The following is a 13,409-nucleotide window of genomic DNA, read 5'->3' as shown; positions in this document are numbered from 1 at the left end:
GTGCTATCCCAGAACCTTACGAAGGAGAGGATTTATTATTTTCCTCTGCTTAGAGTGATGGAAGAGCGATATGAAAAAAAATTATTCATTATCTTCTGATGATTTTGATTTTGGTAATTGACTATATTTGGCAACTAAACTGGCTAATAGTGGTAAGTCAATAGGTTTAGAAATATAGTCATTCACTCCAGCACCTAAACAAGTTTCGCGATCGCCTTTCATTGCCATTGCCGTTTGGGCAATTACCGGAATTTGGTAATACTGCTGATTTTCTCGCAGCTGTTGCACCAAATTCAGTCCATTTTCATCTGATAGTTTTACATCCATTAAAATTACGGCTGGGTTGATTTGTGTGAGAGCTTGCCACATTTCGACGGCATTATTTACCCAAGTCACCTGATATCCCAATTTATTCAGATAGCTTTGCATTAATTGGCCATTAGGCAAATCATCTTCAACTAATAAAATCTTTAAGGAATAACTAGTTATTTTATCTACTATCTCTACTATTTTTATTTCATTTTTCACCACTTCTTTAAAAGGTGTGAGAGGAAGAATGATGGTAAAACGTGAACCGTGATTAACTTCAGATTCTACCTCGACGTAACCATTATGAATTTCAGCAAGTTTTTGAGTTACCACTAAGCCTAAACCAGTACCTTCACTGCGATTGGCTACAGAGTTGGCAATTTGGAAATAAGGTTTAAATAGTTGTTTTTGGTCTTCTTGAGAAATACCAATGCCTGTATCCCAAACTCGAAAATGTACAAATAGACCTTTATTTATGACTTGTAAGCCAACAGTACCTGTGCTGGTAAACTTCAGGGCATTAAATAGTAAGTTTAACAGCATTTGCTTTAGTCGTAGCGAATCAGCAACCAAGGTTGTAATATCAGAGTCTATTTCTAGACAAAGTTTTAAACCTTTGTTAGCGGCTTTTTCTTTTACTAATGCCAAAACATTACGACAAAGATCTGGCACGTTCACTATTTCCCACTGCACTTCTAGCTGGTTAGCTTCAATTTTGGAGAGATCTAAAATATCGTTGATTAATGCTAATAGATGCTTACCGCTAGACTGAATTATATTTAAATATTCTTGATGGCGTTCTCGACTTGGCTCGTAGCCTTGGGCTAAGAGCAACTGGGTAAAACCGATAATAGAACTCAGCGGTGTGCGAATTTCATGACTAGTATTTGCCAAAAACTGGTTTTTAAGTTGATTGGTGCGCTCTAGTTGTTGATTAAATTTGTCTAATTGCTCAGACTGTTGTTGCCAATATTGTATTTGCCTTAGTTGTGTTATTGCATTAATACAGTGTTGGACAGATTTTGTAATTAATTGCGATCGCAGTTGAGTTTCTAAAGCTGTAACGGTTTTGCAATCAGAACTGGGGGATATTGTAGTAACAATTATCCAGCCGATAACGCCGCCAGCAGCATCAGTCAAACGCCAAGCACTAGGTGGTTGTTGATTCTCCAGCTGCTGTAAATCTTTGAGTTCTATTAACTCTTGCAATCTCAAGGGTAACTGTTTGGCTTTTTTGGGCATTACCTCTGCCAAGGATGGCGAACGAGAAACACAGCAAACTTGAGCAACTGTTTTTTCTGGTTGAAATAGTGCGATCGCCACTTTACTATTATTCAAAGCAATGTCGAGTTCCTGCACCACAATTTGGAAAATTTCCGTTTCTGTGGCTTTCTTTACCTGTAAACCTGTGTCACCAGCACCAAGTAGGCAATCATTCAGGCGATTTTGCAACCGATTTAGACTACGTTCCAGCCATAATTCAGTACGAAGTTGCTGGATTTTTATTAAAGGTGTTGGCGTTATATCTATCTGTGAGTTCTGTTCTGGTAAGCTTGAATACTGCTGCATGGTCAACTAGACCGCTGAACAAATTTAGTGTTACACAAAAAGGATCCCATGTATATTAACTCACATTTTTTTGCTATTTGTAAACATATTTTGTAGTGTCTATTGTAACCTACGCCCTGCTGAATATTATTCTGTAAAATCACTTACCTAAAATTTATTGAGAGCAACTTATCTAGTTAAAACTATGGATACACAACTCATTCAACTAATTGTCAATGGGATTGCTGTAGGTAGCATTATTGCTCTAGCAGCAGTAGGACTGACTCTTACCTACGGAATTTTACGGTTATCTAACTTTGCCCACGGAGATTTTCTCACTTTAGGAGCTTATTTAACTCTGTTAGTAAATGCTGTAGGGATAAATATTTGGCTATCAATGGTTCTGGCGGCAATAGGAACAGTGGTAATGATGCTGTTGTCCGAAAAGTTGCTGTGGTCAAGGATGCGCGACCTCCGTGCTAGTTCTACTACATTGATTATTATTTCCATTGGACTGGCCTTATTCCTCCGCAATGGCATTATCTTAGTCTGGGGCGGCAAGAATCAAAATTACAATGTGCCTGTTACCTCTGCTTTGGATATTTGGGGCGTAAAAGTGCCACAAAACCAATTGTTGGTATTAGGGTTAGCAGTGCTGGCAATTTTAGCCTTACACTACCTGCTGCAAAACACTAAAATCGGTAAAGCAATGCGAGCAGTTGCTGACGATTTAGATTTAGCTAGGGTTTCTGGGATTAATGTAGACCAAGTTATCTTCTGGACTTGGCTGATAGCTGGTATATTTACTTCCTTGGGTGGGAGCATGTACGGATTGATTACGGCTGTACGCCCGAATATGGGGTGGTTTTTGATTTTGCCTTTGTTCGCTTCCGTGATTTTGGGCGGCATTGGCAATCCTTACGGAGCAATTATTGCAGCTTTTATTATTGGCATTGTCCAGGAAGTTAGTACTATCTGGTTGGGTTCTCAGTACAAACAGGGTATAGCACTGTTAATTATGATTTTGGTGCTGCTTATTCGCCCCAAGGGTTTATTTAAAGGGACGATTTGAGCAGCACCATTCCACTTCTAAATTATTCGATGATGTGGAAATAATAAGCCGCTACCAAAAAGTTGATAGCTAACAGCAGTATTGCCCAACCCGTACGAAAGGCGTAGGGAGGTTTAGCTCCAGTGTCAGCTACTGCGGAACTTTTGCTTTTAGCGGTCATAAGCGTTCTCCTTAATGTCATGACTTTTTAAGAAATACCAAACAGGCGTACCAATTAGCCAGATTCTTTAAGAATATTTGTGTAGTTGAATTGGAAATTGGAAATTGGGCATCCCTTCGGTTGCGCTCAGGGCAAGTGGGCATTGGGCATGGGTGGGGCATTGTTTTCTTGACTTCCCCTGCTTCCCCTGCTCCCTCTGCCTCCCCTGCCTCCCTGACCCTCATCCCTCTTCACCTGCATGGTAAGAACTACGAACCAGAGGCCCGGAACGGACGTGGTTGAATCCTATTTCCCATGCTACGCTGCCAAGCGCATTAAATTCCTCTGGTGTCCAGTATTTTTGAACTGGTAGATGTTTTAGGGAGGGGCGCATATATTGACCAATAGTCAGGCGATCGCACCCTACTTTCCTTAAATCTTTCATGGTTTCGATCACTTCTGCTGTTGTTTCTCCATGTCCCAACATCAAACCTGATTTGGTGGGGATAGTCGGATTTATTTCTTTGACTACAGAAAGCACCCGCAGTGAGCGATCATATTTCGCTCCTCGACGCACTGGGTCTGTTAGCCGTTGCACCGTCTCAACATTGTGATTAAAACAAGCTGGCTTGGCTTGGACAATCGTAGCTATTCGTTGGCGTTGACCTTTTTCTCCAGCACCAGCACCACCCCAGAAATCTGGTGTTAGCACTTCAATTTGAGTTTCTGGGTTTAACTGGCGGATAGTTTCCATTGTCTTCACAAAATGACCTGCTCCTTGATCTGGCAAGTCATCACGGGCGACAGAGGTTAGCACAACATAACGTAATCCCAAAAGCTGTACTGCCTCTGCTACTTTTTGCGGTTCCTCTAAATCAACAGGCATTGGTGCATGACCTTTATCTACTTGACAAAACGCACAAGAACGTGTGCAGGTTGGTCCCATCAATAGAAAAGTTGCGGTTTTTTGGGCATAGCATTCCCCTCGGTTGGGGCAATGTCCCTCTTCGCAAATTGTGTGAATTTGGCGCTGCTTAATAATGCGTTGTACTGTGGAGATCTCACTAGCTTTGCCAATAGGACGACGTAACCAGTCAGGCATTGCCGTAATTTCTGACCTGAGTTGGGCTGATTGTGACGAGTTCATATACATCTAAAGCAAGATTCAAAGGTGCTGTAGGGCGAGTTTCCTATACCTTATAGTCAGGTTACAGCCTTAAATATCACCATGACATAAATTCAGAACTACACAAGTAAGGGTTTTATAAAACACTTATAATAATGAGATTTATACCGAAATATACTATCCCCCAATCAACAATAATGTTGGATATAGTGGGAGCATTCTCAAGGTCAAGCGCTAAAACCGCTATTTACACTTAAATTTTCTGTTAGAGAAATCAGTTGTGGCAAGTAACAAAATTTTAGTTATCGATGACACTACAGTTGTCAGGGTAAAAGTCAGAGAAATGTTGCCTCCAGGCAACTTTGAGGTATTAGAAGCAAAAGACGGTCTAGAAGGACTAAATCTTATCCGCCAGGAAAAACTCAGCTTAATTATGTTGGATTTCCTGTTACCTAAAATGAGTGGCTGGGAAGTTTTCCAACAAGTTCAAGCTCATCCTGAGTTAAGAAAGATTCCTTTGGTAATCATGTCTGGTCGTAAGGAAGAGGTGACGGAAAAACTCCCAGAACCTTTTCAATATTTTGATTTTCTTGGTAAGCCTTTTGACCAAAAGCAACTCATTGGTGCAATTAAGTCAGCAATGGCAAAGGCTAAACAGCCGCGCCAAGAACCAGTAGCAGCTTTTGCCACTAAAAATGGTACAGTGGCAGCCATTGCCGCCACAAATGGCTCAACAACGACTGTGAGTATTACCAATGGTGCTGCAAATGGCACTATGGCAACCTCTGATGCTGCGACAGTTTCTGCGGCAGAAATTGAGGCGCTAAATGAGAAAATTGTCAAAATGCAAGCAGAAATCGATGGTTTGAAGAAACAGCTAACTCAAGTTGTGACTTTTATTAAACAGAAAATTAAGTAGCATAAGTGCTGACTAAGCTAATCGTCGTCATTCATTTTCCCAGAATGATTCGCTTGTAGTAAGGACTTCAGTCCTGCTTTCATGCAAGTTAAATGCACAACAGCTTATGCTTTTTATCACCTTTAATCTGATGATTTTGAAAACGGTTATTAAAGTAAAGGTGTGTAGAAATAGTTATTGCCAAGAAATTAAAAACAGACAAAAACAAATAGCACTAATATGTAACTCTGGTTTGAAAGTAAGACCTTCCTTATTTTTCACAACTATAGAGAGATTTAATAGATGCGATCGCACTTTAAAGTAGACAAATATTTATTTGAGTGACCATAGTAAAAATACTCATTTTTACTATGGTTGCCTCAGATATACTTAAAATAAAAATATTTGGGTTTTCAGATTGGATATACATGAAAAAGCTATATCTTAAGTAAATTTCAACTCTGCTCACTATTTTATAGTGTAAGCTAGTAGATTTTAATTTTATGGATAGTATTATATCTATTTTATTTTAAAAGCACCCACATAATTTTATTTAAAACTATGTAGTTTAAATTAATAAACTAAACATACTGCATAGAAACTTTTGGATTTTTCATGATAGTGGCTGACCAGTGATGGGAATACTTAACTATAGAAATAAAATTATGAGTATCAGCAGCAATGTCAGTAGTACTAGATACTGTTTATCCTATACTGGGCTATCAAATTACTGAGCAAATATATTCAGGTAGCAAAACTCTCGTTTATCGGGGTATCAGAGAAAAAGATCAGCGATCAGTTATTCTTAAACTGATGCGAAATGAATATCCTACCTTTATTGAAATTGCTCAGTTTCGTAATCAGTACACTATTACCAAAAACCTGGATTTACCGGGAATAGTCAAACCTTATAGCTTAGAAAGCTACCGTAATGGCTATGTTTTAGTGATGGACGATTTTGGTGGTATATCACTGAAAGATTGGCGACGAAAAGAGCAAAAATCGGTAGGATCTCCTGTTTCTTTAAACGAGTTTTTTCACATTGCTATTGAAATTTCTTCTACCCTAGAGGGACTACATCGCCATCGTATCATTCACAAAGATGTCAAACCCGCTAATATTCTGATTCATCCTGTGACAAATGATATCAGACTTATTGACTTTAGTCTTGCCACTCTTTTACCTAAAGAAATTCAAGTTCTTACCAATCCCAACGTTTTAGAAGGTACTTTAGCTTATATTTCTCCCGAACAAACTGGACGGATGAACCGAGGTATCGACTATCGTACTGATTTTTATTCTTTGGGTATTACCTTTTTTGAACTTCTGACTGGACAGTTGCCTTTTAGTGCGACGGAACCAATGGAGTTGGTTCACTCTCATATTGCTAAAGAACCGCCAAAAGCAAATCGTGTTAACTCTCATATACCCCCGATTTTATCTGAGATTATTAGCAAATTGATGGCGAAAAATGCCGAAGACCGCTATCAAAGCGCTCATGGTCTTAGGTATGACTTAGAAGTATGTCAAAATCAATGGCAAGAAACAGGAAATATTACAAACTTTGATTTGGGAGTTAAGGATATTTCCAATCGTTTTGTCATCCCTGAAAAACTTTATGGTCGTAAACATGAAGTTGAAACTTTGCTTGCTGCTTTTGACCGTGTAACCAGTGGTAAAACTGAAATGATATTGGTTGCAGGTTTCTCTGGGATTGGCAAAACTGCTGTAGTTAATGAAATTCATAAACCTATTGTACGACAGCGTAGTTACTTTATTAAGGGAAAATTTGATCAATTCCAACGTGATATTCCCTTCTCTGCATTAGTACAAGCATTTCGAGATTTAATTGGACAGATACTTTCTGAAAGTGATGCTCAAATTCAACAATGGAAAGCTAAAGTTTTATTGGCATTAGGTACACAAGCTTCTGTAATTACTAATGTAATTCCCGAACTTGAAAAAATTATTGGCAAGCAACCTTTAGTTACAGAACTCTATAGTAGTGCTGCTCAAAATCGTTTCAATTTGTTATTCCCAAAATTTCTTCGGGTTTTTACAACGAAAGAACATCCTTTAGTAATTTTTTTAGATGACTTGCAATGGGCAGATACGGCTTCCTTACAACTCATCCAGTTATTAATGAGTGAAAATACATCTTCTCCTTTTGTTGATGAAAGGGAAAATATAGTTACAAATCATGGTAATTTATTACTAATTGGAGCTTATAGAGATAACGAAGTTTCTAATGCTCATCCCCTATATTTAACACTTAAAGAAATTGCCAAAACTAAAGCCAATGTTCATACAATAAATCTTGCACCATTAAGTCAAACTGATTTAAATCATTTAATTGCAGATGCGCTTCATTGTCGAGAGACAATTACTGTTTCTCTAACACAAATGGTATTTGCTAAAACTAAAGGCAATCCTTTTTTTGCAACCCAATTTCTCAAATCTTTATATGAAGATGGGCTAGTAACATTAAATTTTGAAGCAGGTTATTGGCAATATGATATCGAAAAAATTAAGATATTGTCTCTTACAGATGATGTAGTCGATTTTATGGCAATTCAAATAGGAAAATTGCCAAAAAATACTCAAAAAGTTTTAAAATTAGCTGCTTGTATTGGTAACGAATTTGACTTAAAAACTATTGCGATCATTCATGAAAAATCTGTCGTAGATACAGCATCAGATTTGTGGCTAGCTTTACTAAATGGGCTAGTTTTACCTCAATCAGATGTTTATAATTTTTTACCAGAAGATGATATCCAACAAATAATATTTAATGATAAAAAATCAGCAGAATCTTCAGCTAATAACTATCATTTACCAAGATATAAATTTGTTCATGATCGGGTACAGCAAGCTGCTTATTCTCTAATACCTGAAGATCAAAAGAAGGCAATTCACTTGAGAATTGGACTACTATTGTTGAGTAACACTCCAGTTGCAGAAAGGGAAGAAAAGATTTTTGATTTAGTTAATCAGTTCAATATTGCAGTGCAATTCATTACTCGTCAGATTAAGCGTAATGAATTAGCTGCGATGAATCTGACTGCTGGCAATAAAGCCCTAGCATCAACAGCTTACTCAGCTGCTATTAAGTATTTAAACATTGGGATTGAACTGCTAGCAAATGATAGCTGGGATAGTAAATATGAGTTAACCCTAGCTTTGTATGAAACTGCAACTGAGGCGGCGTATCTCAGTGGTAACTTCAAGCAAATGCAGAAATTAGCAGAAGTTGTATTAGCACAGGCTAATACACCACTAGAGAAAGTTAAGACTTATGAAGTAATTATTCAGGCATACGGGGCGCAAAATAAAGCACTAGAAGGTGTTAAGACTGGACTAACTTTTTTAAAGTTATTGGGGATAGAGTTCCCTGAAGATCCCAGCCAGACAGATATTCAAAAAGAAATGGAGTTAACTAATGCCAACCTTGCAAATAAAAGCATTGAAGATTTAATTGACTTGCCAGAGATGACAGCAGCAGCACCGTTGGCAATGATGCGTATTTTATCGCGTGTGATTGCTCTTGCTTATCAAACTGTGCCTGAACTGATGCCACTGATTTGTTTGAAACAGATCAATTTATCGCTCAAACATGGAAATTCTCCTTTGTCAGCTTTTACATACGTTGTTTACGGATTAATGCTTTGCGGCCCCTTAAATGATATTGAAGTTGGCTATCAATTTGGCAAATTAGCGGTAAACTTATTGTCACAATTTAATCTCAAAGAAACTAAAGCTAAAGTCATTCAAACATTTAATGCTCATGTCAGACATTGGAAAGAACCTATTAGAAAAACTCTGAAGCCTCTTTTGTCAGCTTACTCTGCTGCTTTAGAAACAGGAGACTTAGAATTTGCTGCCTATTCTTTGTATTCATACTGCTACATTTCATATTTTAGCGGTAAAGAATTAACAGAACTTGAACGGGAAATGACAACTTATGGTTGTGCTACTAATCAACTCAAACAAAACGGAGTTCTTAATTGGATTCAAATTTATCGACAGGCAGTGTTGAATATTATGGGTGCTACTCAAAATCCTTGTTATTTAATTGGTGAAGCTTATAACGAGGAACAGAGTCTTGCTATTCAGTTAGCAGCAAATGATCAAATTGCGCTTTTATATTTGTATTTATGTAAGCTGCATTTGTGTTATCTATTTGCCGACTATCCTCAAGCAGTAGAAAATGCTGTCAAGGCAGAACAGTATTTATCTAGTGGAACCGGACAGTTTGTGGTTCCGCAGTTCTATTTCTACAATTCTTTGGCGTTACTAGCAACATATCTTGATGTCGAATTATCTCAACAAACACAAATATTAACTAAAGTAGTAGCTAATCAAGAAAAGATACGTAAATGGGCAGATTATATGCCTATAAATCATTTACATAAGTTTTATTTGGTAGAGGCTGAACGATATCGAGTTTTAGGTCAATATCTCGAAGCAATGGATTATTATGATCTTGCTGTTTCTTTAGCTAAAGAAAACGAGTATCTTCATGAAGAAGCTCTCGCTAACGAATTAGCCGCTAAATTCTATTTAGAATGGGGCAAAACCAAGATTGGTCAAACTTATTTAATCGATGCTTACTATGCTTACGTTCGCTGGGGAGCTTTAGCTAAAGTGAACGATTTGCAAAAATGTTATCCTCAATTACTTGCAGCTATTATTCAGCAAGAAAAACTGAGCTTGCAAACTAGCGATCGCAGTACACCTCAACTTAGCACATTTATACCTCTAGAAAGCACTGAATCTAGTCTCAGCACGAACGAAACTGCAATTGGCTCTAATACTAGCATTTCAGACATGCTAGACCTAGCGGCTGTAATTAAAGCTTCTCAAGCAGTCTCTGGAGAAATTGAGCTAGAAGAACTACTTTCTACCTTAATAGAAGTTTTAATGGAAAATGCCGGAGCATCTAAATGTGTGCTGATTTTAAGCGATGCTAATAACTTAGATTTAACTATTACCGCAGTCAGTTCTAGCTCAACTTTTACACCTACCTACACCGAGTTTCCAGCAATTCCCTTAGAGTCTAGTTATGACGTTCCCATTACTTTGATTAATTACGTCAAACGCACTAGGGAAATATTAGTTATTGATGATGCTAAAGCTCAAGCTTCTTTAACAGTAGATCTCTACATTACCCGCGAAGAACCAAAAAGTTTATTATGTATCCCGATGATTAATCAAAACAAATTACTCGGTATTCTTTACCTAGAAAATAATTTGACAACGGGAGCATTTACACGCGATCGCCTAGAAATTCTCAAACTCTTAACCGCCCAAGCAGCAATATCTTTAGAGAATGCCATGCTCTATAAAAATTTGGCGCAAGCTAATGAGCGCTTGGAAGAATACAACCATACTTTAGAAGAAAAAGTAACGACTAGAACGGCAGAACTGAACGAAAAAAATCATAATTTACAACAAACTCTTCAGGAATTACAGCATACCCAAACTCAATTGATCCAAAGCGAAAAAATGTCTTCTTTGGGAGAAATGGTAGCAGGAATTGCCCATGAAATTAATAATCCCATCAATTTTATTCATGGAAATATTGCTCATGCCAGTGATTATGTCCAAGATTTACTAGATTTGATTGCTGTCTATCAACAAGAATATCCTCAACCCTCTGTTTTAGTTGATGATAAAGCCGAGGAGATTGATATCGATTTCTTAGCACAAGATTTACCAAAAATTCTCAATTCTATGAAGGTTGGAAGTTCGCGCATTCGCAATATTGTTTTGAGTTTACGCAACTTCTCTCGTTTGGATGAAGCTGAAATGAAACCTGTAGATATTCATGAAGGCATAGACAACACTTTGATGATTTTACAGCACCGCATCAAGAAAGTTAGCACCGATCAAAATTCCTCTGAAATCGAAATCATTAAAGAATACGGAAAACTATCAGAAGTTACTTGTTATGCAAGTCAACTAAATCAAGTTTTTATGAATATCCTCAGCAATGCAATTGATGCTTTAGAAGAGTCAGTGGTAAATGCAAACATGACTGCAAAACCTCAGATTCGCATTTGCACTGAATTAGTAAATCCTCATATTGTCAGAATTAAGATTGCTGATAATGGTTCTGGAATGAAAGAAGCTGTCCGGCAAAAAATATTTGACCCATTTTTTACTACAAAGCCAATAGGTAGTGGTACTGGGTTGGGATTATCTATTAGTTATCAAATTGTCGTTGATAAACACAAGGGACATTTAACTTGTGTTTCCCAATTGGGTAAAGGAACTGAGTTTTTAATTGAAATCCCGCGTTAAAGTTAAGCTTATTGGTGTCTTAGTGCCTTGGTGGTTAAGAAATCAAATTTTCACCACTAAGACACTAAGTAATACTCGAATCGTTTTCTAAGTTGTGCAATCGTTAGATTTTGAGTCCAGTATTCCACGATCGCATGACCAAATGCCCAAGCGTTACGCTCTGGGGAGGCAGGGTTTTCTAGTAAAATTGGCCACAGGGCTAGTAAGTCAAAGTTAAGTTTATTTGCATCGCCAACATGCAAAAGCGAGAACAATTCATAGGCCATTTGCAATTTACCAATCACAATGGGTAACTGTTCTACGGGAATTTGTTCTGCAAGTACGTATGCCAAAGCTGGAGATCCGGTAGATAAAGTAGAAATGAACTGAAGCACAGGACTTTTAAGTAATGATGTGAGTCCTTGGGTAGTCGCCATTTGAAAGGTGTAATGGTCAATGATTTTAGCAGAGGCGACGGTACGGGCTTCTAAGTTACGTAAAAAACGAGCTAGCCGCAGTTGTTTGGCAGGGGCGATCGCCTCGATTAATCCTAAGGATAATGGTTCTATTCCCCAAGACGCTCGATTTGTTTGCATATCGCTGGTGACAATCGGTAAAACCAAATTACAAAATTGTCCTAACATTTGAGTGCGATATTCTGTAGCTTGCCGAATCGCAACTTCTTTGGGGCGATCGCCCAATTCCCAATCATAAGGCGGTTGCCATTCCCGAATCGGACGTAGACGATCTACTTGAGTGACGATCGCAATTGCTGGTAAATCTGTAATTTCTGCTTTGATATCTCTGAGAAAGTCTACATCCATTTGCAAAGCTGGATCGAGGGCAGGAGTCACAAGTAGCAGTAAATCGGCATTTGTTGCATAGTCAAGTACTAATTTACGGAAATCTTCCCGATTCGCTTGTTCGTAACCGGGAGTATCCCAAAGTGTTAATGTTTCTTTGTTTGCAGTTTGCCATTGGTAATTTTGAATTTTATCGGTACTAGGTAGGACATCCACATTTGCCAAATCAGCTTGAAACAAAGTGTTAATCAAGCTGCTTTTACCAGATCCCGTCCGCCCCACCAAAAGAATACTGACGGGTTTTTGCTCAACTGCTGCTGTTGGTTTTGCTTGAGTTAAGATATCTCGCAGGGTTTGGATTTTCGCTTTCGGTAATGCAGGTGTGGTAACAGTGGCTGTAGCAGTTGGGAATGCATTACCGCCATAAAGAGCGATCGCTTGGTTACATAAGTTCCTTAAAGCAGCTTCTTGAAGCATTTGACCCAAATTTACCAAAAGTTGCTCAGTTGCCCGGTTGCTGTAGCCTTTGGTGGCGCGATTAGCAACCGCAGCTACCGGATTTAAAACCCACTGCGCCCAATTCCAAACTCGCCAGAATTTCCGAGCAGACGGTTCTAGTTTTTGGTAAACTTCGTAAGCTTGGTAAGCTTGTCCAACTGTTACCTGATTCAGGACAGGTGATAGCTTCTGCATCCACCGATCAAGATCATCTACGGTTCCTCGAATCAGTCCGTAAGCTTGGGGAACGTAAATATTAAGTAGAGGATACTGAACTTCAGGATGATAAATACGAGCGATCGCCGTCACTAAATCTTGACATCTTTGCCAAAACGTTGTCCAATCTTCCCAAATCGGGCGATCGCTTTGTGCTGCTTTTAAAATCCCTTGCAGTGCGGTTTCTGCTTGTTGAGTGTTGTCGCTTCTTCCTGGTAGCCCGGCTGTATTATTTGTGGCTGATACTAGATCTTCTCTGACTTCTACCATTACGGCTTCCATCTGCTTAAGTGCAGGTTGAGTCCACTTGACTAACAACCAACGCCAGCCCACGAATATCAGCGTGAATATACCCCAAATCCAATTAATACCCCAGGCGTGAATTTGCAATCCTGCGGATACTAAAAGAAAAATAATTATAAAAGCGATCGGGATTGCCAATACAACCCATTGCCATATTTTTAATCGCACCATTATTCTGTACCCAGTTTCAAATTAATTTTTAACTTTTGCACCAG

At 38.4% G+C, this 13,409-nt stretch carries 7 protein-coding genes; 3 read left to right on the top strand and 4 right to left on the bottom strand.

Going from position 1 to position 13,409, the window contains the following annotated elements; translation table 11 throughout:
- Positions 1-81 precede the first annotated feature (81 nt).
- Positions 82-1,878: a hybrid histidine kinase/response regulator HrmK gene (gene hrmK / locus QI031_RS09390; RefSeq protein WP_281484913.1), complete on the bottom strand. Its 1,797-nt coding sequence runs from the start codon at positions 1,876-1,878 to the stop codon at positions 82-84.
- A 184-nt stretch (positions 1,879-2,062) separates the two neighbouring features.
- Here hrmK and QI031_RS09385 point away from each other — a divergent pair, with 184 nt between their 5' ends.
- Complete coding sequence (locus QI031_RS09385) at positions 2,063-2,929, top strand: branched-chain amino acid ABC transporter permease (RefSeq protein WP_281484912.1); 867 nt, start codon at positions 2,063-2,065, stop codon at positions 2,927-2,929.
- 22 nt (positions 2,930-2,951) lie between these two features.
- Here the strand turns inward: QI031_RS09385 and psaX are convergent, their stop codons facing one another.
- Positions 2,952-3,089 carry a photosystem I protein PsaX gene (gene psaX / locus QI031_RS09380; protein ID WP_281484911.1) on the bottom strand — a complete coding sequence of 46 codons (138 nt, stop codon included), beginning with the start codon at positions 3,087-3,089 and terminating at the stop codon, positions 2,952-2,954.
- Between the two features lie 220 nt (positions 3,090-3,309).
- Positions 3,310-4,215 (bottom strand): lipoyl synthase, encoded by a 906-nt coding sequence (lipA, locus tag QI031_RS09375; RefSeq protein WP_281484910.1) that lies wholly within the window; start codon positions 4,213-4,215, stop codon positions 3,310-3,312.
- 259 nt (positions 4,216-4,474) lie between these two features.
- Here lipA and QI031_RS09370 point away from each other — a divergent pair, with 259 nt between their 5' ends.
- Positions 4,475-5,113 (top strand): response regulator, encoded by a 639-nt coding sequence (locus QI031_RS09370; protein ID WP_281484909.1) that lies wholly within the window; start codon positions 4,475-4,477, stop codon positions 5,111-5,113.
- Between the two features lie 660 nt (positions 5,114-5,773).
- Positions 5,774-11,395 carry a trifunctional serine/threonine-protein kinase/ATP-binding protein/sensor histidine kinase gene (locus tag QI031_RS09365; RefSeq protein ID WP_281484908.1) on the top strand — a complete coding sequence of 1,874 codons (5,622 nt, stop codon included), beginning with the start codon at positions 5,774-5,776 and terminating at the stop codon, positions 11,393-11,395.
- Positions 11,396-11,451: 56 nt separating this feature from the next.
- Here QI031_RS09365 and QI031_RS09360 read toward each other — a convergent pair whose 3' ends face one another.
- On the bottom strand, positions 11,452-13,365 hold the full coding sequence (locus QI031_RS09360) for a GTPase family protein (RefSeq protein WP_281484907.1): 1,914 nt from the start codon (positions 13,363-13,365) through the stop codon (positions 11,452-11,454).
- Positions 13,366-13,409: the final 44 nt, after the last annotated feature.

It is taken from the genome of Halotia branconii CENA392, from assembly GCF_029953635.1.
Taxonomy (GTDB): Bacteria; Cyanobacteriota; Cyanobacteriia; order Cyanobacteriales; family Nostocaceae; genus Halotia; species Halotia branconii.
This window is presented reverse-complemented; position numbering and strand designations above follow the sequence as displayed.